Here is a 25,753-nt window from a genome sequence, read left to right as displayed (position 1 = left end):
GGCCGGGGGCGCGCGGCGCGGACCTGACCGGGGAGTGCACGCCGCCGCAAGGATGAGGCGGCGCGCGACGGGGGAAGGGCGTGTCGTAGCGAGCGGGGGAACGCGTGCGAACCGGCGGCGGGACCGGCCGGCGGGCACGCGGGGGATGAGGAGAGACGTGAGCGTGATCGTTGACTCCGGGCGGCTGGATGATCCGCAGGCGCTGGCCGCCGCGGATCCCGGTGACATGCTGCGGCAGGTGGCCTCGTCGGCGGCGCAGGTCCGGCAGGCCCGGTACCTGGCCGGGGAGGCGGGGCTGGAGCGGCTGGCCGAGGACGGACGGCCGCGGGCCGTGGTGGTCGCCGGCATGGGCGGCTCGGGAATCTCCGGGGACGTGCTGGCCGCGGTCTGCGGCGTCGGCTGCCCCGTCCCGATCGTCACCGTGCGCGGCTACCGGCTGCCGGGCTGGGTGGGCGCGGCCGACCTGGTGATCGCGGTGTCGTGCTCCGGCACCACCGAGGAGACCCTGCTGGTGGCGGCCGAGGCCATGCGGCGGGGCTGCCGGATGCTGATGGTGGGCGGGGAGGACTCCCCGCTGGCCGAGCTGGCGGCGCGGGCCCGGGCGCCGTTCGTGCCGGTGCGCTCGGCCGGGCAGCCGCGCTCCACGCTGTGGGGGCTGTCGATCCCGCTGGTGCTGGCCGCCCGCGAGCTGGGGCTCACCCGCGTCTCCGACGAGGTGCTGGAGGCCACCGCCCGGCGCCTGGAGGAGGTGGCCTACCGCTGCCGCCCCACCAGCGAGTCGTTCGTCAACCCCGCCAAGCAGATCGCCCTGGACCTGGCCGGTGAGCTGCCGATGGTGTGGGGCTCGTCGGAATTGGCCGCCACCGTCGCCTACCGCATGTGCTGCCAGCTCAACGAGAACGCCAAATACCCGGCGGTGTTCGGCGGGCTGCCGGAGGCCAACCACAACCAGGTGGTGGCCTTCGACGGGTTCTTCGCCGGCGGGACGGCCGGTGACATCGACGACTTCTTCCGCGACCGGGCCGAAGAGGCCGAAAGGACGCGGCTGCACCTGGTGATGCTGCGCGATGCCGACGAGCACCCCCAGGTGGTCAAGCGGCGGGAGATCTCGGCGGAGCTGGCCCGCGAGCGCGGCATCGCGGTGACCGAGATCACGGCCGAGGGAGTGCATCCCCTGGAGAGAATCGCCAGTCTCATCGCTATGAGCGACTACGTCACGGTTTACTTGGCTATCGCACTGGGCGTCGACCCCACGCCCGTGTCTGCCATCCAAGAGCTCAAAGCGAGGATTGCGTAAATGAGTGCTGAAGGCGGAACAAAGGCGATCATCGCCGCATTGGCCGCCAACCTCGGGATCGCCGCCTCGAAGTTCGTGGCGTTCGTGTTCACCGGCTCGTCGTCGATGCTGGCCGAGTCCATTCACTCGGTGGCGGACTCGGGCAACCAGGGCCTGCTGCTGCTGGGCCGCAAGCGTTCCGAACGGGCCCGCACTCCCCAGCACCCCTTCGGATATGGACGGGAGCGCTACTTCTACGCCTTTGTCGTAGCGGTGGTGCTGTTCACGGTGGGTGCGGCGTTCTCCCTTTACGAGGGCATCCACAAGATCACCGATCCGCACGAAGTGGAATCCCCGGCCTGGGCCTTCGGCGTGCTGATCGTGGCGATCTTGATGGAGTCCTTCTCCTTCCGCACCGCCATTCAGGAGTCCAACCACCTGCGCGGCGACAAGTCCTGGGTGCAGTTCGTCCGGCACGCCAAGGCCCCCGAACTGCCGGTGGTGCTGCTGGAGGACCTCGGCGCGCTGGTCGGCCTGATCCTGGCGCTGTTCGGCGTCACCATGGCCGTCATCACCGGCAACGGCGTCTGGGACGGCGTCGGCACCGTCGCCATCGGACTGCTGCTGGCCGCCATCGCGATCATCCTGGCCGTCGAGACCAAGAGCCTGCTGATCGGCGAGGGCGCCGGCCCGGAGGTCGAGCAGCAGATCGTGGCCGCCCTGGAGTCGGTGGAGGAGGTCGCCCGGGTCATCCACATCCGCACCCAGTACGTCGGCCCCGAGGAACTGCTGATCGCCGCCAAGATCGCCGTCCACCACGACGAGACCGCCGCCGAGATCGCCCGGGGCATCAACGCCGCCGAGGAGAAGGTGCGCTCCCAGTTCCCCCACGCGCGGCTGATCTACCTGGAGCCGGACCTCTACCAGGCCTCCCCGGAGGAGACCGTCTCGGAGACGGCGGCCTCCTGACCTTCGAAGAGTCCTCGCCGGCCGGCCGCGGGCCCGGCCCAGCGACCCCAGCCCAGGCGAGACCGGTCGTCTTCCGCTGAAGACGCCCGCGGCCGTGCCGGCGAGGATGTCCTCCCGTGAGACGGCCGGCCCGGCATCGCGACCCCCCGGTGCGCGAGCGCTCCCGGCCCGTCACACCGACGAGACTACGTTCACGGCGGTGCCCCGATCGTCCGCCGCAAGGATGGAAAACGCATCGTCCTGCAGGGGGAGGTCCCCTACGGAGGTACCACCGCGCTGAGACGAGCGGTGGCGGCGCCCCAAGGCGGTCCCTGAATCGAGCGGCGGAGCCGAGTGCGGGGCACTGATGCGCTTTCCGCCCCTGAATGAGAGTGGCCCCCTCCCAGCGGAACGAATGTTGAACCGGCCCTGAAAAGGAGTGTGCGACGGCACCGTCACGGTGGGTACCGGACACCGTGGGGGTGTGAAGTCGCCGCAGACCGGCGCAGCCGACGCAGGGGGAGCCGATGAGCGCATCGCCGGTCGTGGTCGGTTACCACGGGAAGAAGTACGCCCGGGACGCGCTGGCCTGGGCGGCGCGCGAGGCGGACCACCGGGGCGTTCCGCTGACGGTGCTGTTCGCCGCGAACTGGCCCGGGATGACGCTGCCGTCCGGCACCGAGCCGCTGGCCTTTGAGCCCGGTGCGCTGGAGGCGGCCGAGGAGGTGACGGCACAGGGCGTCACCGAGGCCCTGGCCGTCTGCCCGCGCCTTGAGGTCGGCGGCATGACGGTGGTGACCAGCCCCACCCGGGCGCTGATCGAGGCCTCGGCGCACGCCGAACTGGTCGTGGTCGGCTCCCGGGGCCGCGGGCCGGTCGTGGAGACCCTGCTGGGGTCCATCTCCTTTTCCGTGGCGGCCCGGGCCGAGTGCCCCGTGGTCGTGGTGGAGCAGGGCATGGGCGAGTGGACCGCCGGGCCCGGCCGTCCCGTGGTGGCCGGGGTGGACGGCTCCCCGGCCGCCCTGCAAGCGGTCGCCTTCGCCGCCGACTATGCGAGCGGCCGGCGGGCCCGGCTGGAGCTGATCTGCTGCACCGGGGAGATGCTGGCGCCGGGCGTCGATCCGGAGCAGGTCCGGGCCGGGGCCGACGCGGCGTTGCGCCGGGCGCGCACGACGGCCCGGTCCGGCCGCCGCGGGCTCCAAGTCCTCACCCGCAGGGTCGACGGCGCGCCGGAACCGGTCCTGATCGAGGCGTCGGCCGAGGCCGGCCTGATGGTCGTGGGCTCGCGCGGCCGCGGCGCCTTCCACGGGATGCTCGCCGGATCGGTCGCCCATGCGGTGGTGCACCGCGCCCGCTGCCCCGTGGCGGTCGTCGGCGGCTCCGGCGGCCGATGACAGGGATGGGCGGCGGCCTCCCGGGCGCGTGCCCCGAGGGGGCGCCGCCGTGCTGATCCTGTCCGGGCTCGCCGCCCTGGTGGTGGGGGCCGAGCTGCTGGTGCGCGCCAGCGCGCGGCTGGCCAGGCGGCTGGGCGTGGCACCGATGATCATCGGTTTGACGATCGTGGCGATCGGCACCAGCGCGCCCGAGCTGGCCATCGGCATCGACGCGGCCCTGATCGGCGCCGGGGACATCGTGGTGGGCAACATCGCCGGGACCAACGTCGTCAACCTCATGCTCATCCTCGGCTTCAGCGCCCTGCTGCGGCCGCTGCCGCTGCACGGCCGGACGCTCCGGCTGGACCTGCCGATGATGAGCCTCACCGCGGTGGTGCTGCTGGCGCTGGTCGCCGACCGCAGGCTCTCCCGCCTCGACGGCGCGCTGCTGGTGGCGATCGCCGTCGGCTACACCGTCGTCATCGTCCGCTCCAGCCGGCGCGAGAGCGCGGACGTCCGGCTGGAGTACGAGGAGGAGACGCCGCCGCCCGCCCACGGGCGCTCGGCCGCCCTGATCGCCGCCGAGTGCTGCGTGCTGCTGGCCGGCATCGTCGTCATCGTCACCGGCGCCGACTGGCTGGTGAACGGCGCGGTGGACTTCGCCCGGCGGTTCGGGGTCTCCGAGGCCGTCATCGGGCTGACCATCGTGGCCGTCGGCACCTCGGCACCGGAGTTCGCCACCATGGTCGTCGCCACGATCCGCGACCACCGGGACGTGGCCGTGGGCAACCTGATCGGCTCCAGCGTCTACAACATCGCCCTCATCCTCGGGGTGACGGCGCTGGTGCCCTCCGATGGCGTGGAGCTGGCGGCGCAGCTGGTCCGCATCGACCTGCCCCTCATGGTCGCCGCGGTCCTGGTCTGCGTGCCCGCGTTCGTCAGCGGCCGCGAACTGACGCGGCTGGAGGGAGGCTCATTCGTCCTGGCCTACCTCGTCTATCTCGGCTATCTCCTCTTCGTGCGCACCTGAGCTCTCAGGTGCGGCGCAGCAGGCGCAGGGCCTTTTCCTTTTCGAAGTCCAGGGCGCGGGTGGGCCGCGCCGACAGCCGGCCGATGCGCTCGCCGAGTTCGCGCACCCGGGCCTGCACCTCCGGCTCGGCCAGCACCCGCAGGCCGAAGGCCAGCTCGGCCGGGCTGATGTCATAGCGCCGCTCCAGGGCGAGCGCGAGCGCCACGGCCTGCAGCTCAGCCTCCCCGAACCGCCGATGGCCCCCCGATTCCCGGGTGGGGGGAAGCAGGCCCAGGGCTTCGCGGTAGCGGAGCATCCGGGGCGAGGTGCCCAGCCGCCGGGCGGCCTCTGTGATACGCATGCCGTCAATTCTGACGAATTAGTGTCAAGAAGTCGCCTTCGCTCCTGCCAAGCCGGGAGCGGCGGCCCTAGACTCGCAGCCGTACCCGCGACGCTGAGGAGCTTTCGCAATCATGGACTTCAAGGTCGCCGACCTCTCGCTGGCCGAGTTCGGCCGCAAGGAGATCCGGCTCGCCGAGCACGAGATGCCCGGCCTGATGGCGGTACGGCGCGAATACGCCGCGGCCAAACCGCTGCGCGGCGCCAAGATCATGGGCTCGCTGCACATGACCGTGCAGACCGCCGTGCTGATCGAGACGCTGGTCGAGCTCGGCGCCGACGTCCGCTGGGTGAGCTGCAACATCTTCTCCACCCAGGACCACGCCGCCGCCGCGGTCGTGGTGGGCCCCAACGGCACCCCCGACAACCCGCAGGGCGTCCCGGTCTTCGCCTGGAAGGGCGAGACCCTGGAGGAGTACTGGTGGTGCACCGAGCAGGCGCTGTCGTGGCCCGACGGCAGCCCGCCGAACATGCTGCTCGACGACGGCGGCGACGCCACGCTGATGGTCCACAAGGGCGCCGAGTACGAAGAGGCCGGCGCGGTGCCGACCCCCTCCGAGGACGACTCCGAGGAGTGGAAGGTCTTCCTGAACACCCTGCGCCGCACCATCGCCGAGCGTCCGGGCCGCTGGGCCGAGACCGTCAAGGCCATCAAGGGCGTCACCGAGGAGACCACCACCGGCGTCCACCGGCTGTATGAGATGGCCAAGAACAACACGCTGCGCTTCCCGGCCATCAACGTCAACGACTCGGTCACCAAGTCCAAGTTCGACAACAAGTACGGCTGCCGCCACTCGGTCATCGACGGCCTCAACCGCGCCACCGACGTGCTGATCGGCGGCAAGGTCGCGGTGGTGTGCGGCTACGGCGACGTCGGCAAGGGCTGCGCCGAGGCGCTGCGCGGTCAGGGCGCCCGGGTCATCGTCACCGAGATCGACCCGATCTGCGCGCTGCAGGCCGCCATGGACGGCTACCAGGTCACCACCCTGGAGGACGTCGTCGAGACCGCCGACATCTTCATCACCGCCACCGGCAACCGCGACGTCATCCGCGCCGACCACATGGAGCGGATGAAGCACCAGGCGATCGTGGCCAACATCGGGCACTTCGACAACGAGATCGACATGGCCGGCCTGGCCCGCATCCCCGGCGTCGAGAAGGTCGAGATCAAGCCGCAGGTGCACGAGTGGCGCTTCCCCGACGGCCACTCCATCATCGTGCTGGCCGAGGGCCGGCTGATGAACCTGGGCTGCGCCACCGGCCACCCCTCGTTCGTGATGTCGAACTCCTTCACCAACCAGGTGATCGCGCAGATCGAGCTGTTCACCAAGACCGACCAGTACCCGGTCGGCGTCTACACCCTGCCCAAGCACCTGGACGAGAAGGTCGCCCGCCTGCACCTGGACGCCCTGGGCGTCAAGCTCACCAAGCTGACCAAGGAGCAGGCCGAGTACATCGGCGTGGACGTGGAGGGCCCCTACAAGCCCGACCACTACCGCTACTGAGCGGATGTCACCGGGGCCCTGCGCGCGTCCGGGCCGCCGCGGCGCGCGCAGGGCGATCTCAAGCCGCTCGGCCCCGGCACCCCTGCCGCCGTGGTCATAGGGCCGTCCGTAAAACGGCAATATGATCACGGCGGTTCGGGGGCGCGGAGGAGACCGCCGCGCGGGGCGTCCTGCGCGGCGGACGGGCGGAGTGAGCTGATGGACACCAGTGACATCGCGGACGTTTCGCTGGCCCGCGACGGAGTGAAGCGGATCGAGTGGGCCGACCGGGCCATGCCGGTGCTGCGCCGGATCCGGCAGCGGTTCGCCGCCGAGCGTCCGCTGGCCGGGCTGCGCATCGCCGCCTGCATGCACGTCACCACCGAGACCGCCAATTTGATCCGCACGCTGCAGGCGGGCGGGGCGAGCGTGGCGCTGGCCGCCTCCAACCCGCTGTCCACCCAGGACGACACCGCGGCCGCGCTGGTGGCCGAGTACGGCGCGCAGGTCTTCGCCCGCGCCGGCATCGACCGCGAGGGCTACTACCGGCACATCCACCAGGCCCTCGACACCCGCCCCGACCTGGTCCTGGACGACGGCTGCGACCTGGTCAACACCCTGCACCTGGAACGCACCGACCTGGTGGAGGGCGTGCTGGGGGGCTGTGAGGAGACCACCACCGGGGTCATCCGGCTGCACCAGATGGCCCGCGAGGGGGCGCTGCGCTTCCCGATGGTGGCGGTGAACGACACCGCCACCAAGCACATGTTCGACAACCGCTACGGCACCGGCCAGTCCACCCTGGACGGCATCATCCGCGCCACCAACACCCTGCTGGCCGGCAAGACCATCGTGGTCGCCGGGTTCGGCTACTGCGGCCGCGGCCTGGCCGAACGCGCCCGCGGCATGGGCGCCCGCGTGGTGATCACCGAGATCGACCCGGTCAAGGCGCTGGACGCGGTGCTGCAGGGCTTCACCGTGGCGCCGATGGCCGAGGCCGCCGAGGTGGGCGATGTGTTCATCACCGCCACCGGCAACCGCGACGTGATCACCGCCGAGCACTTCGCGGTGATGAAGGACGGGGCGATCCTGGCCAACTCCGGGCACTTCGACGTGGAGATCGACGTGCGCGCCCTGGCCGACCTGGCCGTCGAGGTGCACCGGGACGTCCGCCCCCAGGCCGACGAGTACGTGCTGGCCGACGGCCGCCGCCTGGTGCTGCTGGCCGAGGGACGGCTGGTCAATTTGGCCGCCGCCGAGGGCCACCCGGCCGCCGTCATGGACATGTCCTTCGCCGACCAGGCCCTCACCTGTGCCTGGCTGGCCCGCGAGCACCAGCGCCTCACCCCGGCCGTCTACCAGGTCCCCGCCGAGATCGACATGGAGGTGGCCCGCCTCAAGCTGGCCGCCATGTCGGTGCGCATCGACACCCTCACCCCCGAGCAGCAGGACTACCTGAGCTCCTGGCAGCACGGCTCATAGGCTGGTGCGATGCCGCGCGGCACCTACCTGCACCTGAGCGGGGAAGAACCCCTCGAGGAGCACTTCGAATGCGCGCCCGGCCCGGGCGGCTGGCGCTATGTGGGGGAGCGCCCCGACGGCGCCCGGGTGGATCTGACCGTGGACGGCCGCTGGCGGCAGATCCGCGTCGAACTGGCCACCCCGTCCTGGCTGATCCGGGGCGGGACGGCCGGCCACGACCTGCTGTGGGTGCGCCACCCGGCCGCAGGAGACGCCGCCCCCGATGAGCACGGCGTGCGGGCCGCCGGTTTCCTCGGCGACTCCCCGGCCTTCCTGGTGGCGGTCGCCCGGTGGCTGCGCCTGGAACCCGGCCGGGATGCCCCCGTGCGCCTGGTCCGCATCCAGGGCCCGTCCCTGGCCGCCCTCACCGTCGATGTGCGCTGGCACTTGGCGGAGATCGAAACACACCAGACCGAGACCGTCCCGCTCCCGGTCGAACGCCACGAGATCACCGACCTGTCCACCGGCGAGACCCGCACCGTCCACCTGGCGGGCGACGTGGTCCTGGCGGCCCCGGGCATCGAACTGACCGACCTGGACTCGCCGCCCAACTTGTCGCCTTGATCCCTGCTCCTTCGCGGCAGGGGCCATGTGACGAAACCTCGTCTGGGCAAAACATCTCATATGTCACCAAGTGGTTTTGGGGCGGCTTCTTCTCTTGATTCGGCGGGATGCGGGCGTGCTTCGGCGGTGTCGGCGTTCCAAGATTCGAGCATTGCTCAGGTATGAACGTTTCAGTCAGTGGCTTATTTTGGGACTTCCATGACCTTCTGGACGTCGAATGTTATTCGATATGACGAATTGCCTGACGTGACATGACGATTCCCGTTAATGTTCGGTTCATGCCGACACAGCAACATGACATGTTGGCCGAGCTTTTCCGCTCGTCCCCCGAACTGGCGGCCGAGGCCGTGGCCGGTTTAGGAGTTCGGGTCCCCCCGTACGAGCGGGCGCGGGCCATGTCCGAGTCGTTCACCGACCTCAAGACCAGCGAGTACAGCGGTGACGCCGTGGTGCTGCTGGAGAGCGCGGCCGAGAGACTGGGCGTGATCATCGAGGTGCAGCGCCGCAAGGACGAGGACAAACGCTGGACCTGGCCGCTGTACCTGCACATGTTCCGCGCCCGCGAGCGCTGCCCGGCCGTCCTCATGGTGATCGCCCCCGACCCCGACACGGCCTTGTGGTGCGCCACCCCGATCGAAAGCGGCCATCCGGGACACACCCTGATCCCGCTGGTGCTGGACGCCGCCCACATCCGGGCGATCACCAAGGGCAGCGAGTTCGCCGCCGACCCCGACCGGGCCGTCCTCTCGGTGTTCCTGCACTCCTCCGGCCCGAAACAAAAGGAGATCTTCCAGGCCGTCTTGGACGGCCTGGCCGAACTCCACACCACCGGCCTCGAGAAGACGAGGCGTTACGCTGAGTATGTCCTTGGTGTTCTCCCCGAGGCGCCCCGCAAGATCCTGGAGAGGATGATGATCACCGACGAGCGTCCCTACGTCAGCGAACTCTTCCAGAGCCTGGAGGAGAAGGGCAGGCAGAAGGGCCGAGAAGAGGGCCGAGAAGAAGGCAGAGAAGAAGGCAGAGCGGAGGCCAAGGCTGAGGCCGTCCTCATGCTGTTGGATGGTCGCGGTGTGGAGGTGTCGCAGGAGGCTAGGGAGCGGATTTCGGCCTGTCGGGATGAGGAGCAGCTCAATGCCTGGTTGTTGCGTGCTGCTCGTGTCGACTCTGTCGAGGCGCTTTTCTCCTGATCTCCCGTGGGGTGACTCGCATGATCACCGACGAGCGTCCCTACGTCAGCGAACTCTTCCAGAGCCTGGAGGAGAAGGGCAGGCAGAAGGGCCGAGAAGAGGGCCGAGAAGAAGGCAGAGAAGAAGGCAGAGAAGAAGGCAGAGCGGAGGCCAAGGCTGAGGCCGTCCTCATGCTGTTGGATGGTCGCGGTGTGGAGGTGTCGCAGGAGGCTAGGGAGCGGATTTCGGCCTGTCGGGATGAGGAGCAGCTCAATGCCTGGTTGTTGCGTGCTGCTCGTGTCGATTCCGTCGAGGCGCTTTTCTCCTGATCTCCCGCGGGGCGGCTCATGGGTCCGGCGGGGCGTCCGGGAGGCGGTGCGGCATCTTCCGGACGCCCCGCCGGTCGTTCGCGGGGTTCCGGCTAGCGCGAGGGCGGTGAGGCAGAGGGAGGCGGGAGTGTGGGGCGGCCGGGTGCCGGCGGTCCCGGTGGCGGGGCGGGCAGGCCCAGTGCGCGGTGCATGCGCAGGCGGTGTTCGCGGTGCCGGGCCAGGCGCTCTTCCTCGCGGCGGCGGCGTTCGGCGAGGACGGCCGACAGCAGGATCTCCGGGCGGACGCCGGGCGGCGGGGGCGGGCTGATCACGGCCAGCACCTGACCGGCGATGCGCCGGCCCAGGGCGTCCCGGGCCTCCGGCAGCAGCTCCCAGAAGCGGGCCAGGTACTGGCGGGCGATCAGCGCCAGCCCGTCGGGGAGCTGCGACAGTTCCAGCGAGCGGGCCCAGTCGGCCAGCTGCGGGGGCATCACCGCGACCGGGCCGAAGATCGCCGTGGTGGGGACCCGCTCCTGGATGACGACCGTGCCGGCGAACAGGTCGCCGAGCCGCTTGCCGCGCCGGTTGAACAGCGAGGCGACCAGGGCGGGCGCCCCGAACAGGACCCAGATCTCCACCACCGACGCCAGGGCGCGCACGAACGCCTGCCGAAAGCGCACCGGGCCGCCGTCGTCGGCCACCACCCGCAGTCCCACCGCCAGCTTGCCCGGCGTCCGTCCGCGCGAGAGCGTCTCGAACGCGCACGGGTAGCCGACCAGCACGCCCGCCACCGCCACGATGCCCAGCCCCACGCCCCACGCCTCGTCGGCGATCGCGTTGGTCGCCGCGGCCAGGTAAAGCGCGACGTTCAGCAGCATGACCTGGAAGACCAGGTCGAGCACCAGCGCGCAGGCCCGGCCGGCCAGGCGGGCCACCCGGATCTCCAGCGCCACGGCCTCGCCGGTGACCAGTTCGGACATGTGGAACGCCCCCTCGCGATCGGTCCCCGGCGCCCGCCGGTGCCCGCTGCCCAGTCTGCCCGCCGCCCGCCCTCCGGACGGCCGGACGGTCCCCGGCGCGCCGGGTTAGTCTCCACGGGTGGACGTCGACGCCTATGTGGCCGCCCATCACGCCGAGTGGGAACGCCTGGAGTGGCTGATCAATCACAGCCGGCGGCTGAACGGCGCACAGATCGACGAGCTGGTGGAGCTGTACCAGCGGGTCGCCACCCACCTTTCGGTGGTGCGCTCCAGCGCCCCCGATCCGGCGCTGGTGGGGCGGCTGTCGTCGCTGGTGGCCCGGGGCCGGGCGGCGGTGGCGGGCGCCCAGGCCCCGCTGTGGCGCGACACCACGCGTTTCCTGACCAGGTCGTTTCCGGCCACGGCCTACCGGCTGCGCTGGTGGTGGCTGGGCGTGGCCGCGGCGGGCAACCTGTTCTCGCTGGCGTACGCGATCTGGGTGGTGCACGACCCGGCGGTGCAGGCCGCCCTGGGCACCCCTGAGGAGATCCGCCGGCTGGTCGAGCACGACTTCGCCGACTACTACGTCGAGCACTCGGCCCAGTCGTTCTCCTTCATGGTCTGGGTCAACAACGCCTGGGTCTCCGCCGTGGCGCTGATCTTCGGCATCCTGCTGGGCATCCCGACCCTGTATGTGCTGTACGCCAACCAGCTCAACATCGGCGCGATCGCCGGGTTCATGTTCGCCCACGACCGGGGCGGGCTGTTCTTCGGTCTGATCCTGCCGCACGGCCTGCTGGAGCTGACCGCCGTCTACCTGGCCTGCGCGGCCGGCCTGAAGCTGGGCTGGACGGTCATCGACCCGGGCCCGCGGACCCGAGGCCACGCCCTGGCCGAAGAGGGCCGCGCCACGGTCTCCATCGCGCTCGGCCTGGTTCCGGTGCTGCTGGTCTCGGGCCTGATCGAGGGTTTCGTGACCGGACGGGTGGAGCCGGCCTGGCTGCGCATCGGCATCGGCCTCCTCGCCGAGCTGGTCTTCTTGGCCTATGTGATCGCCCTGGGCCGTCCGGCCGTCCGCGAGGGCGAGACCGGCGACACCGACCTGCGCCCCGACCTGGCCCCCACCTCCGGCTGACCCCGCCGCCTTCCCGCCCGGACGCCCGGGCGCATCCGGTGGCCCCGAGCGTTCACCACAAGGGGCCGCCGCGGCTCGGTTCTCACAGCCGCCCGGTGGCCTTGAGCGCCAGGTAGGCGTCGGCCAGCGCGGGAGCCAGGTCGCCGGGGGCGGCGTCCACCACCTCCACCCCGTGGCGGCGCAGCTCGGCGGTCAGCCGGCGGCGTTCGGCACGGGCGCGTTCGGCGGCCGCGGCGTCATAGACCGCCGCCAGGTCGCCGCGGGAACGGGCCATCTCCCCGACCCGGGGATCGCTGACCGCGGCGACCATGACCAGGTGGCGGGCGGTGAGGTGGGGCAGCAGCGGCAGCAGGCCCTCCTCCAGGGCCGCCGCATTGAGCTCGGTGAGCAGCACCACCAGGCAGCGCTGCCGCACCCGGGACAGGACCGCGGTGACCATCCCGGCGGCGTCGGATTCGATCAGCTCCGGCTCCAGCGGCGCCATCGCCTGCACCATCGCGGGCAGCAGGTCGCCCCGGGAGACGCCCTCCACCCGGGCCCGCACCCGCCGGTCGTAGGCCAGCAGGTCGACCCGGTCCCCGGCCCGCGAGGCCAGCGCGGCCAGCAGCAGCGCCGCGTCCATGGAGCAGTCCAGCCGGGGGATGTCGCCCACCCGTCCCGCCGAGGTGCGGCCGGTGTCGAGCACCAGGTAGATCCGGCGGTCGCGTTCGGGACGCCAGGTGCGCACCACCACATCGGCGCGGCGCGCGGTGGCCCGCCAGTCGATGGAGCGCACATCGTCGCCGTCGACGTACTCGCGCAGCGAGTCGAACTCGGTGCCCTGGCCGCGGATCAGTGCCGCGTGCCGCCCGGTCAGCTCCCGCAGCTTGGCCAGCTTGCCCGGCAGGTGCCGGCGGGAGGGGAAGGCCGGCAGCACCCGCAGCGTCCACGGCGCGGGCCGGTCGAGCTGGCGGGCGGCCAGCCCCAGCGGCCCCACCGACCGGATCGTCACGGTGACCGCGTGCCGGTCGCCCCGCCGCCGCGGCGTCAGCGTCGTCACCACCCGCTGCCGCCCGCCGGCCGCCACATCCAGGTCCACCAGGCGCGGAGCCGCGGACGCGCTCGGCGGCCACACGTCCCGCAGCCGCCCCCGCACCCGGCGCCGCCCCGGGTTCTCCACGGTCAGCGTGACGCGGGCGGTCTCTCCCAGCCGCACATTGGCGTCGCCCTCCCGGTGCAGCCGCAGCCGGCGCACGTTCCCGGCCAGCGCCAGGTCCACCAGCACGCCCAGCAGCAGCGCCCCCCAGATCACCGGCAGCGTCCATCGGTGGGGAAGCAGCAGCGCGACCGGCGCGCCCAGCGCCGCCAGCAGCCCCAGCCGCCCGGTCAGCGCCATCGCACCCTCCCCGGAGCGCTCACCGCGGAACCGGGACGGTGTTGAGGATGCCCTCCAGGACGCCGTCGGCGGTGGCGCCCTCCAGCTCGGCCTCCGGGCGCAGCTGCACCCGGTGCCGCAGCGTGGGACGGGCCAGCGCCTTGGCGTCGTCGGGGGTCACATAGTCGCGTCCCGACAGCCACGCCCACGCCCGCGCCGTCGCCAGCAGCGCGGTCGCCCCGCGCGGCGAGACCCCCAGCTGCAGGGAGGGGGACTGCCGGGTGGCCCGGCACAGGTCCACCACGTACCCGGTGACCTTGGGGTCCACGTGGACGGCGCGGACCGCCCGCTGCCCGGCGGCCAGCTCCGCGGCCCCGGCCACCGCGCGCACCTGCGACAGGTCGCGCGGGTCGAAACCCTCGGCGTGCCGTTGCAGCACCGCGATCTCCTCCTCCCGGGAGGGCACCGGCACGGTCAGCTTCAGCAGGAAGCGGTCCAGCTGGGCCTCCGGCAGCGGATAGGTCCCCTCGTACTCGATGGGGTTCTGGGTCGCGCAGACCACGAACGGGTCGGGCAGCGGGCGCGGCACGCCCTCCACCGACACCTGCCGCTCCTCCATGGCCTCCAGCAGGGACGCCTGGGTCTTGGGCGGGGTCCGGTTGATCTCGTCGGCCAGCAGCAGGTTGGTGAACACCGGCCCCTCGCGGAACTCGAACTCCGCCGTCCGGTTGTCGTAGACCAGCGAGCCGGTCACGTCCCCGGGCATCAGGTCGGGGGTGAACTGCACTCGCTTGAACTCCAGGTCCAGCGTTCGCGCCAGGGCGCGCACCAGCAGCGTCTTGGCGGTGCCCGGCACGCCCTCCAGCAGCACATGCCCCCGGCACAGCAGCGCGATCACCAGCCCGGTGACCACCGCGTCCTGTCCCACGACCGCCTTGGCCACCTCGTTGCGCAGCGCCATCAGCGCCTTGCGCGCGTCGGCGTCTGCCGGCAGGGCGGCCGCGCCCCCTTCGGCGCCCGGGTTCCCTTCGCGGAGTTCGGCGGGCTCGACGGGATCGTTCACAGCCGGCGCACCTGCCTTTCGAGGTCGTCGAGGAAGTCGGTCAACGCCAGGAGGCGGGCGTCGTCCTCCGGTGGCGGGCCGTACAGCGCCCAGCCGATCGCCTGCTCGTCCCGGTGCGTGCGCCGGGCCAGAGCGGTCACGATCTTCTGCGCCATGGACGGGTCCCGGGCGGCGCCCGGCGGCAGCCCCAGCAGCGGGACCAGCCGGTCCCTGGCCCCCACGCGCAGTGCCTCGGCCGCGCTGTCGCGGGCCCGGTGCGCCCGGTACAGCCTGGCCCGGCCCTCCACGGTCTCCGCGGAGCGTACGGCCACCGGCAGCGATTCCGCCACCACCGGCCCCATACGCCGCATCCGCCACAACGCCACCAGCACCACGGCGACGCAGACCTGCAGCGCGAACATCCGCACTCCCGGCGGGAGGAGGTCCTGCCAGCTTTGGGCCTCCACCTCGCCGGGCTCGGGCGGATCGGGGATCAGCCACACCACCGACGAACGCGCCCCCACCAGGTTCATGGCCAGCGCGGCGTTGCCCGCCTGGGCCAGGCGCCCGTTGGTGAGCGGCCGGCCGGAGCCCAGCACGGTGACCGTGCGGCCGTGCACCGCGAGCCGGACCAGCCGCGGCGCTCCCTCGCTCGGGTAGCACCGAACGGCCTCCGGCGGGGCCAGGTACAGCTCCGACACCTCAAAGCGGACCTCGCCCGCCGAGGCGGCGGCCGGCAGCGCGCACTCCGGCCCGCCTTCGGCCGTGTAGGAACTGCCGGCCGGTTCGACCCCGGGCGCCAGGAGCCGCAACGCGGACCGGGACGGCTCGACCAGCAGCAGATCGCCGGGGGCGTGGCGCAGCGTGTTCAGCTCCTCGGGGGCCAGCCGTTCGGACCGGACGACCACCAGTGTGCCGTCCGGGCGTGCGGCCATCCGGGCGTCCACGGCGTCGCGCATCGCCTGCACGTGGACGTCCCGCTGCCGGAGGATCTGCACCAGCGCCCGGGCGCCGTCCCGGCCGGCCGAATCCGGGTCCAGGTACTGCGGCTGCCGGGACGGCTGCAGCAGGGCCGAGATCACGACCAGCAGCGCCAGCCCCGCCAGGGCGAACACCACCCCCCGCAGGGCGCGCCGGCGGCTTTGCGCCACTTGCCCGGTGCTCGGCGCATCCGGCGCGGTCATGCGGACGCCCCGGACGGCTCACCGGGCCGGGCTGCGCGCAGCTCCTCATCGAGCGCCACCAGGGCCGCATAGCCCTCGGCGGTGGCCGGCCGGTTCCCGTACCAGATGTCGTTGAAGAGCCGCACGCCCGCCCGCAGCCGTTCGGCGTGCTCCGGCAGCGCCGCGCCGGCCTCGGCGGCCAGCTCGTCGGCGGTGCGGCCGGGCCGGGGCGCGAGGATCAGGCGCTCCTCCAGGTCGCGGGCGATGGCGCGCAGCCGTTCCCGGACGGCCTGCGCCCACCGCCCGGCGGCGGCGTGCCGCTCGGCGGCGCGCCGGTGGTCATCGGCCGTGGACGGCCGATCCTGCGGCGGCGCCTGCGCGGCGGCGCGGATGTTGCGCCGTCCCCGCATCAACCAGGCGACCACCGCCACGGCCGCCACCAGCAGCACGAAGACGACCGCCAGGGACGCCCAGCCGCTTTCGGCGCCGGGGGAGGGCGGGGCGGCGGCCTTGCCGAAGATCTCCCGCAGCCAGTCGCCGAAGCTCTGCCAGGCCCGCTCCAGCCAGGACGGCTCGTCGCGGTGGTAGATGCCCTTGTCCAGCTCCCGCCGCGCCAGCTCCCGGGCCTCGTCACGGCCGATCGGCTCAACGCTCATCGCGATCCCGATCGTCGCCCGCACGCCCATCATCCGGCCTGCTCCGGGCCGCCCTCCCGGGGCGTCCCTGCGGCGGGGACCGCCGGGAACGCCACCGGCCGCCAGATCTCCTCCAGGCGGTCGGGGCCGGGGACGCCGGGCCGAAGACGGGTCTGCACATCCAGGTCGAATCCCTCGCGGCGCATCCGGCGGTCCACATACAGCAGCGCGATGACGCCCGCGTCGAACGGGGTGACCAGCGACCAGCCGGCGATGCGGCCCAGCGTGTCGACGATCAGCGAGCCCAGCGGAGCGCCGTCGCCCTCCTCTGCGCCGAACAGCAGCAGCTGCGCCAGCAGGAAGGGCAGCCGCAGCGCCAGGAACCCCATGAAGATCGTGATCAGCAGGGCCAGCAGCAGCGTGCCGCCGGCGTCCCACCACCGCTTGCGCGACAGGCGGCGGGCCCGCCGCAGCGCGGCCGGGATGGGCCGCCGCTCCAGCACCATGATCGGGACGGCCGGCGCCCACAGCACGTACAACCAGACCAGTACGCCCAGCGCCACCGGCAGACCCAGCAGGCCCGCCGGCACGACGGCCGGCAGCGGGCCGCCCCCGGCCAGCAGCAGCGCCATCGGCAGCAGCGGCAGCGCCGCCACCAGCAGCGCCGCCGCCGGCACCGCGGCGGCGCCCGCCAGCAGCCGCGCGAACGCCGGACGCACGTCCCGCCAGACCAGACGCAGGGACACCGGCTGCGCGAACAGCGTCCGGCTCACCACCGGGGCCAGCAGCCCGGCCAGCAGCAGCGTGCCGTAGGCCGACAGCGCCAGCCCCAGCAGGGCCGGCGTGGCCTGGGCCCCGAGCGAGCGCACCAGCGGGCCGGAGGCCGGCTCCCCGGCCGCCCGCCCGCCGAGCAGCAGGTAGTCGCCCACGCTGTGGCACACCTGGATGATCGCGGTGATCAGCAGCGAAAGGCCCAGCACCACCCGCAGATGGCGGCGGATGCAGGCGATCGAGCCGTCGAGGATCTCGGTGACGCCCAGCGGCCGGAAGGCGATCTCGCCGCCGAGCAGGTCGGCCCGGCCGGCGGGTGTGTCACCGGCCGACCGGGCGGTGCTTTGGACGGCGACCGGGGGCGCTCCGCCGTTCCCCCCATCGGCCGGCGCCTCCCCGCCCGCGGCGGGGGAGCGGGGCCCGCCGCCCGCCGCCGGGGCGGACCGCTCGGGCGGCAGGTCCGAGCCGGGCGCCGTCCATGCCCGCGGACCCGACATCCTCAAGCTCCCCGCCCGAACGGGCCCGCCGTGGCCGGACCCCGCCGATGACCTTGCGGCCGCCTCCGCGGGCGGCCCTGCAAGGTCATCCTGTCACGAGTGACCGCCGGAATTCGCCCGCTCGCTGCGCCGGCCCGTCCGGTCACCTCATATCCACGAAATCCCCATCTCAGCCTCCCCCCTTGCAATCCCCCTTGTCGACCGCCGAGCCGACTCTCGCCGACCCGAAGCCGAAGCCCGGGACGAACTCGGCGAACATCGCATCATGCGCTCGAACTGCCACGCAGAGTACTCCTTTGGTCCCTGCGTCGCCCGCTATTCGGCCGTATAGGTCGCGTATAGCCCGGCCATCCCGGCCTGGGCGTCGCCTTGCACATCGTGCCCGCACTCGCCGTCGGCCAGTCTCGGTCATCAGAAAGCGGACGGCCAACGATCCCACAAGGCGTTTCCGTAAATGCCGCAGGAGCGGATGCCGTCCGTATCCTGCTTCATTGCGTGGTATCCGCCATGTCCGCCGTTCGCCGTCTTCAAGCCGCCGCCAAGCCGGCATCGACGGCCGGTCATGCTGGTGGCGAGGGACGTGCACGGCCGAACGGGGGTAGCCTAACTGCCCAAGAACCGCCGAACACGGTCACCGGAGGGCGGTCGGGCCCCGCGCCGAGGGGGTGGGCCGGCTCCCGCCGGTCGCGCTTCATTCGGCGGGGTCATCGCCGACTACATGTAACGATGAGGGCCATGAAAGGACGCGTACTGGTCGTCGACGACGACCTCGCTCTCGCCGAAATGCTCGGCATAGTCCTGCGGGGCGAGGGTTTCGAGCCGTCGTTCGTCCACGACGGGGACAAGGCGCTTGAGGCGTTCCGGGAGACCCGGCCCGATCTCGTGCTGCTGGACCTGATGCTGCCCGGCGCCGACGGCATCGACGTGTGCCGCCAGATCCGCGCCGAGTCCGGCGTCCCGATCGTCATGCTCACCGCCAAGAGCGACACCGTCGACGTGGTGCTGGGGCTGGAGTCGGGCGCCGACGACTACATCGTCAAGCCGTTCAAGCCCAAGGAACTGGTCGCCCGGATGCGCGCCAGGCTGCGCCGCACCGAAGAACCCGCCCCGGAGACGCTGCAGATCGGCGACATCACCATCGACGTGGCCGGGCACTCGGTCAAGCGCGGCGACAAGACCATCCCGCTGACCCCGCTGGAGTTCGACCTGCTGGTGGCGCTGGCCCGCAAGCCCCGCCAGGTGTTCACCCGCGAGGTGCTGCTGGAGCAGGTCTGGGGCTACCGGCACGCCGCCGACACCCGGCTGGTGAACGTCCATGTGCAGCGGCTGCGCGCCAAGATCGAAAAGGACCCGGAGCACCCGGAGATCGTGGTGACGGTCCGCGGCGTCGGCTACAAGGCCGGCCCCGCCTGAGGTCGCGCCCCTCCCGGACGACCCCCCGTGACCGTAAAGCCCGACGACGACGGTCCCCGGCCGGCCCGGACGCGCGGCGCCCTGGGGCCGGTCACCCGTGCCCGCGACCGGCTTCGGCCCTCCGGCGGCCGCCGTCCGGGCGCGGGCAACCGCATTCCCGGCCTGGTCTCCGCACCGGTGCGCACCGCCGGGCCGCGCGTGGTGGCGGGCCTGCGCGCGCACCGTCTGCAGCGGCTCCGCCGGTTCGCCCGCCGGGCTCTGGGCGCCCTCAAGCGGTTCCTGCGCCGCTGGGTGCTGCGGTTCTACACGCGCTGGCGGCGCTCCATCCAGCTGCGGGTGGTCACCTCCACGCTGCTCATCTCCACGGTCGTGGTGGCGATCCTGGGGGTCTTCCTCATGGAGCAGATCACCACCGCCCTGCTCAACGGCAAGGAGAAGAGCGCGCTGCTGCAGCTGGAAGAGGGCATGGGCATCCTGGAGCGGGAGCTGTCGCCCGCCAACGTCTCCGAGGTCACCCTCAACGACGTCACCAACCAGCTCAAGGCGCGCAGCGGCCCTTCGGGCCTGTATGAGGTGTACGTCCGCGACACCCGCGACGAGTACCGCGACGGCTACACCACCAACGACGTGCTGGCCGAAAGCGTCCCCGAGCGGCTGCGCCGGCAGGTGCGCGAGGATCCCGTCGGCACCCAGCACAGCACCTACAGCGAGATCGTCTACATCGGCCGCGAGTCGGTGCCCGGCCTGGTGGTCGGCGCCGGGGACGGCCGCTATGAGCTGTACTACCTGTTCCCGCTGACCCAGGAGCAGCAGACGCTGACCACTGTGGGCAACACCCTGCTGGCCGTCAGCGTGGTGCTGCTGGTGCTGCTGGCCGCGATCGCCTCGGTGGTCACCCGCCAGGTCGTCATCCCGGTGCGGCTGGCCGCCCAGGCCGCCGAGCGGCTGGCCGCCGGCCGGCTGGAGGAGCGGATGAAGGTGCGCGGCGAGGACGACCTGGCCCGCCTGGCCGCCTCCTTCAACGACATGGCCGGCAACCTGCAGGAGAAGATCGTCGAGCTGGAGGAGCTGTCGCAGGTGCAGCGGCAGTTCGTCTCCGACGTCTCCCACGAGCTGCGCACCCCGCTGACCACCATCCGCATCGCCGCCGACATGCTGTACGCCCACCGCGAGCAGTTCTCCGACCCGGCGGTGGGCCGCTCGGCGGAGCTGCTGCAAAGCCAGCTGGAGCGGTTCGAGGCGCTGCTGGCGGACCTGCTGGAGATCAGCCGGCACGACGCGGGCGCGGCCACCTTGGACGCCGAGTCCGTGGACGTGCGCGACCTGGTGCTGCGCGCGGTGGGCGACACCGAGGGGCTGGCCGAGCGCAAGGGCAGCAAGCTGGTCCTGCAGCTGCCCGGTGAGCCGTGCATGGCCGAGGTGGACCGCCGCCGGGTGGAGCGGATCCTGCGCAACCTGCTGGTCAACGCCATCGAGCACGGGGAGGGCAAGGACATCGTGGTGTCGGTGGCCGCCGACCGGGACGCGGTCGCCATGGCCGTCCGCGACCATGGGGTCGGCCTCAAGCCGGGGCAGGCCCAGCAGGTCTTCGAGCGCTTTTGGCGGGCCGACCCGGCGCGCGCCCGCACCACCGGCGGCACCGGGCTGGGGCTGGCCATCGCCAAGGAGGACGCCCAGCTGCACGGCGGCTGGCTGCAGGCCTGGGGCGAGCCGGGCAAGGGCTCGCAGTTCCGGCTGTCGCTGCCCCGGGTCGCCGGGGCCGAGCTGCGGGGCTCGCCGCTGCCGCTGGTCCCGCCGGAGATCGACCTGCCCCGGGCCTCCTTCGGCGGCCGCACCGCCCCGGACGCGCCGGACTCCCAGCCCTCCGCCACGGACCCGGCGCCCGAATCTCCGGTGCCCAAGCCGCGGTCCGGCGCCCAGGACCCGCAGCCGGCGCCCGTCCCCGCAGACGCCCGCGCCGACGAGGACGCGGGCGCAGCCGGCGCCGAGGCGGGCGTCGGCGAGACGGGCGGCCCGGCCGGGGACGGCGAGCCGCGTCCGCAGGGCGCACAGCCCGCGCGGGAGGACGGCCGGTGAGGGCCCGGCTTCGCCTGACCGCCGCCGTCGCGGCGCTGGCCTGCCTGGCCGGGTGCGCGAGCGTGCCCAGCGGCGGCCGGGTCACCTCCGGCCGGCCCGCCGAGCGCGCCGAGCCGATCGCCGAGCCCTATGTGCGGGTGGTGCCGGTCTCGCCGCGTCCCGGCTGGGCGCCGGACAAGATCGTCAAGGGGTTCCTCATCGCCTCCTCGGCGTTCAACGACGACTACAAGGTGGCCCGCCAGTACCTGACCTCCTCGGCCGACGCCGCCTGGCGGCCCGGCCCGCGGCCCCAGGTGATCGTCCTGGACGGCGAGCCGATCATCTCGGCCCCCCGGGAGGCCGGCGGGGAGATGCTCGTGGAGGTGACCGCCACCCGCCTGGGCCACATCGGCTCAGACGGCCAGTACACGGCGCAGCCCGGCGGCGCCTACACCGCCACCTTCGCGTTGCAGAGCAACTCCGCCGGCCAGTGGCGCATCAGCCGCATGCCGGCCGAGCTGCGCGACGGCCTGCTGCTGAGCCAAAGCGATGTGGACCGCGTCTTCCGGGTGCTCAACCTGTACTTCTTCGACCCCGACGGCAAGGTGCTGGTGCCCAACGCCGTCTTCCTGCCGCTGGTCAACCGCCAGCGGCTGGCCCGGCAGCTGGTCGCCGCGCTGCTGGCCGGGCCCACCACCTGGCTCAAGCCCGCGGTGCGCAGCTACTTTCCCTCCGGCACCCGGCTGCAGGATGTGGACATCTCCGACGGCGTGGCCACCGTGAGCCTGAGCGCGGAGGCCTACCGGGGCGACCATGAGCGCATGTCGGCCCAGCTGACCTGGACCCTGCAGCGGCTGCCGGAGGTGCGGCGGGTCCGGCTGCAGATCGACGGGGACGCCATCGAGCCGGGCGGGGTGGGGCCGATCCAGGCCCCCGAGGACTGGGAGGAGTACAACTCCGACACCTCCGAGGGCGGCACCGAGGAGACCGTCTACCTGCGCGGCCCCGACGGACGCCCGCACCAGCTGCACGACAACGACGTCACCACCCCGGCGAACACCTCCGGCCGGGACCGCCTGCACCGGCCCGCGCTGTCCCCGCACGATGGGCGCAGCCGCATCGCCGGCCTGAACGCCGACGGCGACACGGTGCTGAGCGGGGACCTGCTGGGCGGCACTCCGATCCGCCCGGTGATGTGGGCCGAGCACTCCGACGGGCGCTTCACCCCGCCCTCGTGGGATCTGCGCGGCTGGCTGTGGAGCGTGGAGTCCTTCTCCGGCGGCTCGTCCCTGTGGCTTCGGCAGCGGGACCGGCAGCCGGTCCGGATCCGCCAGTGGGAGCTGTCCGGGCACCGGGTGGTGGCGTTCCGGGTGGCCCGGGACGGGGTGCGCGTGGCGGCCATCGTGAAGATCGGCGACAGCAGGCAGCTGCGGCTGGGCCGGATCGTGCGCGACGCCAAGGGAGTGATCAGCGTCGGGGGTTTCCTGCCGATCAGTCCCGAACTGGTGGACGTCACCGATCTGGCCTGGGGCGACTCCACCTCGCTGGCCGTGCTGGGCCGCACCAAGCCCACCGAGACCCAGGTGACGCCCTACTGGGTGCCGGTCAACGGGGGCGACATCCTGCCGGTGGGCACCGCCAGCCAGGGCGAGGCCGAGTCGATCACCGCGGCGCCGGGCTCGCGCATCGTGATCGGTGCGCGGATCAACGGTGAGGACAACATCTGCCGCCAAAGCAGCCTGCGCGACTGGCGGTTCGACCAGTGGAAGTGCGCGCCGCTGGGTTCTGACCCCACCTATTGGAGCTGAGGCGCCCGCCGGCCCGGGAGGGGCGGAGGCGGGCCGAACACGCGAGGTTGTCCACAGGTTCGCCGGTGTCTGGCGCCGTGGCGTCGCGGGGGCGCATCGTCGTCGTATGGCGACCTTCGTGACGCGTTTCCTCGCCGGCTTCCTCGCCGATCTGCTGGACCTGGTGCTCCCGCAGCACTGCGCCGGCTGCGGCGCGGCCGTCCTGCGAGCCGGCTCGTCCCCGCGCGGCCTCGGTCCGCTGTGCCCCGTCTGCCGGGCCGCTCTCACCGGCCCGCCCAGGCGCGCCGGGCCGGCGGGGATGCCGTTTGCGTCCTGGTCCGTCGCCGACTACGAGGGCCCGGTGCGCGCCATGCTGAACGCCTACAAGGAGGCGGGGCGCGTCTCCTTGGCGGATCCGCTGGGCGAGGCCCTGGCCCGTGCCGTCCGCGCCGTCGTGGACGCCGGCTGCCCGCGGCCTCGGCCGCAGGTCCTGGTCGTCCCGGTGCCCTCGGCTCCGCGGGCGGTGCGGCGGCGAGGGCACGACCCGGTGAGAGGGCTGGCCGAGGTCGCGGTCCGGCGGCTGCGCGCCGAGGGGGTCCCCGTCTGCTGCCGGCCCGTGCTGCGGCAGGCCAGGGCGGTGGCCGACCAGGCGGGGCTGAACGCCGCCGCACGGGCCGCCAACCTCTCCGGCGCCCTGCGCGTCGCCTCCGCCCGCCGGGTCCAGGGCCGGTGGGTCGTGGTGGTGGACGACGTCGTCACCTCCGGGGCCACGCTCGCCGAGGCCGTGCGGGCGCTGCGGGAGAGCGGTGCCCGCCTCGTCGGCGCGGCCACGGTGGCCGTCACCGCGCGCCGCCGCCCCTGACCGGCGCTTCGCCTCCCGCACCGGGCCTTCTTCAGCGCGTGTTCCGACACCTGCTCTTGGGGCCGGGAGGAGGGCCCTGACGGTGTCCGGGGGCATGACGTTGCAGGTCACGGCACCGTTCCGGCTGCGATGCCCCCGCGTGCGGCCTGTGGGAACGGCGTGTTGGGAAGGACTCACCGCCGTGCGGCCGGGTGCGCCGGCGGACGGCCGCGGTGGGGCGGGGAGGCGGCGGTGTGACGAAAAACCGCGATACGGCCCGAACTGAAAGTGCTGTTTCTGGTGTGATCTGCGGTTTTCGGGGGATATATGTGGCGAAGGCGGTGAGATTGTTCACGTATGAATCGGACCGGAGAAAAGATTACTCAGCGTAGTGGTCGGCTGGAGAAGTCCTTAAAGTCACAGGTGGGCGGCGTAGCGAAATGGTTACAATCTGTTATTATCGAGATTGGGGTTTCTCAGACTCGACGTCTGGTCATACCGGTATGACCTGGGGTGACGTGTGAAGGAAGGAGGCCCTGTGCGGTGGGGATGGGCGTCCCCGGTCACGGTCCCTGGGTGGCGTCGGACGATGACGGTCGGTGATTTTTCCCGGCTCCACCCTCCTGACATTCGACGCGTAAGGGGTTAGCGTTCCTGACATGGCACCCGCCCGGGTCCGTGGTTGCGTCGGATCACGGTGCTCCGCCGGAGCGCCGCCGGTCCGGCAAGCCGATGCCAGGCGCAGGCGAAACGGCCCACGTAAGGCGACTTCTCGTCGACCGATCACGGTGCGCCTTAGAGGTAAGTCCTGCCTCGCCGGGGGATCAGACATCCTCCGGTCTGGGAGAAGGGCAGTAGTGGCGAGAGCGCCGCGAGACCCTCAGCAGGCGGATGTGGGGACGAAGACCAGGTCGGCCGGGCGGGTGCATCCCACCGAGCTGTGCGACCGTCGCGGGCCACCCCACCCGCGGCGGCCGAAGAACACAATCGGGGAGAAGGGGGGTCCCACGTGGACATCATCGTGAAGGGCCGGCACACCGAGGTCAACGACCGATTCCGGGAGCACGTCGACAACAAGCTGGCCAAGATCGAGCGTTTCGCCCGGAAGATCATCCGGGTGGACGTGGAGGTGTCCGAAGAGCACAACCCGCGCCTGGCCGACCGGCGGGAGCGGGTGGAGCTGACCATCCGCTCGCGCGGCCCGGTGATCCGGGCCGAGGCGGCGGCCGAGGACCGTTACGGGGCCCTGGACCTGGCGCTGGACAAGCTGGAGGCCCGGCTGCGCCGCAGCGCCGACCGGCGCAAGATCCATTACAACAGCGGCACCCGCGCTCCCGCCAAGCTGGCGCACCTGGAGCCGCTGACCGAGCCGCCCGCGGCCGCCCCCCCGGAAGACTCCGCGGAGGGCGCACCGGCGGCCGAGCCCGCCGCGGCGACCGAGCCCGCCGAAGAGGGCGGGAACGTGGTCCCGATCGCGATGGACGGCGACGGCCCGCTCGTCGTCCGCGAGAAGTTCCACCGCTCGGCCCCGATGACCATCGACCAGGCCCTGTATGAGATGGAACTGGTGGGACACGACTTCTTCCTGTTCCGCGACAAGGAGAACGGCCATCCCAGCGTCGTCTACCGGCGCAAGGGCTGGAACTACGGAGTCATCCGGCTGGTAGAGGAGTGAACCTTTTTCAACGCACCGCTTCCGCAGCTCAGTACGGGTACGCCGCGGTCGGGGAGGAGGCCGTGACCTACCGGGGCGCGGCACCGCGCGTCACCGGGGCTCCCGATCTCGGCCACCTGGGGCCACGTGCGGAAAAGGTTCGGTGATCCCGGCGCGACGGCCCCGGCGGTCCGCCGGCGAGCGGCGCCCGGCCGCACGGCGCCGCCGGGCCGCGGCGGAGGCGCCGGTGCCCCGCCGGGAGGGGCGCCTCCCCCGCCGGCGGGCCGCCCGGGACCGCCGGCCCCGGAAGGCGGCGACCTTGCACCGGCCCGGCGGTGGCACGGGGATGCGTCACATGCACGCCGTCCGGGCCCGAGCGTGTAATGATCTAGGTGGTGC

Annotated in this window: 22 protein-coding genes; 15 read left to right on the top strand and 7 right to left on the bottom strand. The window is 72.5% G+C overall.

The window, feature by feature from the left end; all coding sequences use genetic code 11:
* Nucleotides 1–157: 157 nt before the first annotated feature.
* The 4 genes from TCUR_RS19960 to TCUR_RS19945 all read left to right on the top strand — a co-directional run bounded on the left by TCUR_RS19960 (nt 158) and on the right by TCUR_RS19945 (nt 4,627).
* Complete coding sequence (locus TCUR_RS19960; protein WP_012854374.1) at nt 158–1,297, top strand: bifunctional phosphoglucose/phosphomannose isomerase; 1,140 nt, start codon at nt 158–160, stop codon at nt 1,295–1,297.
* Nucleotides 1,298–2,245 carry a cation diffusion facilitator family transporter gene (locus TCUR_RS19955; protein ID WP_012854373.1) on the top strand — a complete coding sequence of 316 codons (948 nt, stop codon included), beginning with the start codon at nt 1,298–1,300 and terminating at the stop codon, nt 2,243–2,245.
* A 506-nt stretch (nt 2,246–2,751) separates the two neighbouring features.
* Nucleotides 2,752–3,618, top strand: coding sequence for a universal stress protein (locus TCUR_RS19950; RefSeq protein ID WP_012854372.1), 867 nt, complete (start codon nt 2,752–2,754; stop codon nt 3,616–3,618).
* A gap of 49 nt (nt 3,619–3,667) precedes the next feature.
* Nucleotides 3,668–4,627 carry a calcium/sodium antiporter gene (locus TCUR_RS19945; RefSeq protein WP_012854371.1) on the top strand — a complete coding sequence of 320 codons (960 nt, stop codon included), beginning with the start codon at nt 3,668–3,670 and terminating at the stop codon, nt 4,625–4,627.
* A 4-nt stretch (nt 4,628–4,631) separates the two neighbouring features.
* Here TCUR_RS19945 and TCUR_RS19940 read toward each other — a convergent pair whose 3' ends face one another.
* Nucleotides 4,632–4,967 (bottom strand): MerR family DNA-binding transcriptional regulator, encoded by a 336-nt coding sequence (locus TCUR_RS19940; RefSeq protein WP_012854370.1) that lies wholly within the window; start codon nt 4,965–4,967, stop codon nt 4,632–4,634.
* Nucleotides 4,968–5,079: 112 nt separating this feature from the next.
* Between TCUR_RS19940 and ahcY (TCUR_RS19935) the strand changes: the two genes are divergently transcribed.
* From ahcY (TCUR_RS19935) to TCUR_RS19915, 5 genes are all read left to right on the top strand, one after another.
* Nucleotides 5,080–6,510 carry an adenosylhomocysteinase gene (ahcY, locus tag TCUR_RS19935; protein ID WP_012854369.1) on the top strand — a complete coding sequence of 477 codons (1,431 nt, stop codon included), beginning with the start codon at nt 5,080–5,082 and terminating at the stop codon, nt 6,508–6,510.
* A 198-nt stretch (nt 6,511–6,708) separates the two neighbouring features.
* Nucleotides 6,709–7,971: an adenosylhomocysteinase gene (ahcY, locus tag TCUR_RS19930; RefSeq protein WP_012854368.1), complete on the top strand. Its 1,263-nt coding sequence runs from the start codon at nt 6,709–6,711 to the stop codon at nt 7,969–7,971.
* 9 nt (nt 7,972–7,980) lie between these two features.
* Nucleotides 7,981–8,574, top strand: coding sequence for a hypothetical protein (locus TCUR_RS19925; RefSeq protein WP_012854367.1), 594 nt, complete (start codon nt 7,981–7,983; stop codon nt 8,572–8,574).
* 299 nt (nt 8,575–8,873) lie between these two features.
* Nucleotides 8,874–9,761 (top strand): hypothetical protein, encoded by an 888-nt coding sequence (locus TCUR_RS19920; RefSeq protein ID WP_012854366.1) that lies wholly within the window; start codon nt 8,874–8,876, stop codon nt 9,759–9,761.
* Between the two features lie 20 nt (nt 9,762–9,781).
* Nucleotides 9,782–10,069, top strand: coding sequence for a hypothetical protein (locus TCUR_RS19915; protein ID WP_012854365.1), 288 nt, complete (start codon nt 9,782–9,784; stop codon nt 10,067–10,069).
* Nucleotides 10,070–10,161: 92 nt separating this feature from the next.
* On the opposite strand, the gene TCUR_RS19910 is transcribed toward TCUR_RS19915, so the two are convergent.
* Entirely contained in the window at nt 10,162–11,028 is an 867-nt protein-coding gene (locus TCUR_RS19910) for an RDD family protein (RefSeq protein WP_012854364.1), read from the bottom strand.
* Between the two features lie 118 nt (nt 11,029–11,146).
* Between TCUR_RS19910 and TCUR_RS19905 the strand changes: the two genes are divergently transcribed.
* Nucleotides 11,147–12,142: a stage II sporulation protein M gene (locus tag TCUR_RS19905; protein ID WP_012854363.1), complete on the top strand. Its 996-nt coding sequence runs from the start codon at nt 11,147–11,149 to the stop codon at nt 12,140–12,142.
* Between the two features lie 82 nt (nt 12,143–12,224).
* Here the strand turns inward: TCUR_RS19905 and TCUR_RS19900 are convergent, their stop codons facing one another.
* The 5 genes from TCUR_RS19900 to TCUR_RS19880 all read right to left on the bottom strand — a co-directional run bounded on the left by TCUR_RS19900 (nt 12,225) and on the right by TCUR_RS19880 (nt 17,604).
* The gene (locus TCUR_RS19900; RefSeq protein WP_012854362.1) at nt 12,225–13,517 is read right to left on the bottom strand and encodes a DUF58 domain-containing protein; all 1,293 of its coding nucleotides are present in this window, start codon (nt 13,515–13,517) and stop codon (nt 12,225–12,227) included.
* A gap of 19 nt (nt 13,518–13,536) precedes the next feature.
* Nucleotides 13,537–14,457, bottom strand: a complete 921-nt coding sequence (locus tag TCUR_RS19895; RefSeq protein WP_217265548.1) for an AAA family ATPase — start codon at nt 14,455–14,457, stop codon at nt 13,537–13,539.
* A 98-nt stretch (nt 14,458–14,555) separates the two neighbouring features.
* Nucleotides 14,556–15,722 carry a DUF4350 domain-containing protein gene (locus tag TCUR_RS19890; protein WP_012854360.1) on the bottom strand — a complete coding sequence of 389 codons (1,167 nt, stop codon included), beginning with the start codon at nt 15,720–15,722 and terminating at the stop codon, nt 14,556–14,558.
* Entirely contained in the window at nt 15,719–16,357 is a 639-nt protein-coding gene (locus TCUR_RS19885) for a DUF4129 domain-containing protein (RefSeq protein ID WP_041442455.1), read from the bottom strand. The genes TCUR_RS19890 and TCUR_RS19885 overlap by 4 nt, the downstream gene beginning before the upstream one ends.
* A 29-nt stretch (nt 16,358–16,386) precedes the next feature.
* Complete coding sequence (locus TCUR_RS19880) at nt 16,387–17,604, bottom strand: hypothetical protein (protein ID WP_012854358.1); 1,218 nt, start codon at nt 17,602–17,604, stop codon at nt 16,387–16,389.
* 735 nt (nt 17,605–18,339) lie between these two features.
* Here TCUR_RS19880 and mtrA point away from each other — a divergent pair.
* The 5 genes from mtrA (at nt 18,340) to hpf (ending at nt 25,375) form a co-directional block, all read left to right on the top strand.
* Nucleotides 18,340–19,017: an MtrAB system response regulator MtrA gene (gene mtrA, locus TCUR_RS19875; protein WP_012854356.1), complete on the top strand. Its 678-nt coding sequence runs from the start codon at nt 18,340–18,342 to the stop codon at nt 19,015–19,017.
* A 291-nt stretch (nt 19,018–19,308) separates the two neighbouring features.
* Nucleotides 19,309–21,093 (top strand): MtrAB system histidine kinase MtrB, encoded by a 1,785-nt coding sequence (mtrB, locus tag TCUR_RS19870; protein WP_012854355.1) that lies wholly within the window; start codon nt 19,309–19,311, stop codon nt 21,091–21,093.
* Nucleotides 21,090–22,880, top strand: coding sequence for an LpqB family beta-propeller domain-containing protein (locus TCUR_RS19865; protein WP_012854354.1), 1,791 nt, complete (start codon nt 21,090–21,092; stop codon nt 22,878–22,880). The genes mtrB and TCUR_RS19865 overlap by 4 nt, the downstream gene beginning before the upstream one ends.
* 106 nt (nt 22,881–22,986) lie before the next feature.
* Nucleotides 22,987–23,721, top strand: coding sequence for a ComF family protein (locus TCUR_RS19860; protein WP_012854353.1), 735 nt, complete (start codon nt 22,987–22,989; stop codon nt 23,719–23,721).
* Nucleotides 23,722–24,709: 988 nt separating this feature from the next.
* Complete coding sequence (gene hpf, locus TCUR_RS19855) at nt 24,710–25,375, top strand: ribosome hibernation-promoting factor, HPF/YfiA family (RefSeq protein ID WP_012854352.1); 666 nt, start codon at nt 24,710–24,712, stop codon at nt 25,373–25,375.
* Nucleotides 25,376–25,753: the final 378 nt, after the last annotated feature.

This window comes from Thermomonospora curvata DSM 43183 (assembly GCF_000024385.1).
Taxonomy (GTDB): Bacteria; Actinomycetota; Actinomycetes; order Streptosporangiales; family Streptosporangiaceae; genus Thermomonospora; species Thermomonospora curvata.
Note: the sequence above shows the minus strand (reverse complement) of the source record. Positions and strands in the feature narration are given on the sequence as shown.

Bases quoted from the DNA above. Each gene is read 5' to 3' on its own strand.
- TCUR_RS19955 (WP_012854373.1), top strand. From the start codon at position 1,298: ATGAGTGCTGAAGGCGGAACAAAGGCGATCATCGCCGCATTGGCCGCC.
- TCUR_RS19950 (WP_012854372.1), top strand. From the start codon at position 2,752: ATGAGCGCATCGCCGGTCGTGGTCGGTTACCACGGGAAGAAGTACGCC.
- TCUR_RS19940 (WP_012854370.1), bottom strand. From the start codon at position 4,967: ATGCGTATCACAGAGGCCGCCCGGCGGCTGGGCACCTCGCCCCGGATG.
- ahcY (WP_012854369.1), top strand. From the start codon at position 5,080: ATGGACTTCAAGGTCGCCGACCTCTCGCTGGCCGAGTTCGGCCGCAAG.
- ahcY (WP_012854368.1), top strand. From the start codon at position 6,709: ATGGACACCAGTGACATCGCGGACGTTTCGCTGGCCCGCGACGGAGTG.
- TCUR_RS19925 (WP_012854367.1), top strand. From the start codon at position 7,981: ATGCCGCGCGGCACCTACCTGCACCTGAGCGGGGAAGAACCCCTCGAG.
- TCUR_RS19920 (WP_012854366.1), top strand. From the start codon at position 8,874: ATGTTGGCCGAGCTTTTCCGCTCGTCCCCCGAACTGGCGGCCGAGGCC.
- TCUR_RS19915 (WP_012854365.1), top strand. From the start codon at position 9,782: ATGATCACCGACGAGCGTCCCTACGTCAGCGAACTCTTCCAGAGCCTG.
- TCUR_RS19910 (WP_012854364.1), bottom strand. From the start codon at position 11,028: ATGTCCGAACTGGTCACCGGCGAGGCCGTGGCGCTGGAGATCCGGGTG.
- TCUR_RS19900 (WP_012854362.1), bottom strand. From the start codon at position 13,517: ATGGCGCTGACCGGGCGGCTGGGGCTGCTGGCGGCGCTGGGCGCGCCG.
- TCUR_RS19895 (WP_217265548.1), bottom strand. From the start codon at position 14,457: ATGGCGCTGCGCAACGAGGTGGCCAAGGCGGTCGTGGGACAGGACGCG.
- TCUR_RS19890 (WP_012854360.1), bottom strand. From the start codon at position 15,722: ATGACCGCGCCGGATGCGCCGAGCACCGGGCAAGTGGCGCAAAGCCGC.
- TCUR_RS19885 (WP_041442455.1), bottom strand. From the start codon at position 16,357: ATGAGCGTTGAGCCGATCGGCCGTGACGAGGCCCGGGAGCTGGCGCGG.
- TCUR_RS19880 (WP_012854358.1), bottom strand. From the start codon at position 17,604: ATGTCGGGTCCGCGGGCATGGACGGCGCCCGGCTCGGACCTGCCGCCC.
- mtrA (WP_012854356.1), top strand. From the start codon at position 18,340: ATGAAAGGACGCGTACTGGTCGTCGACGACGACCTCGCTCTCGCCGAA.
- TCUR_RS19860 (WP_012854353.1), top strand. From the start codon at position 22,987: ATGGCGACCTTCGTGACGCGTTTCCTCGCCGGCTTCCTCGCCGATCTG.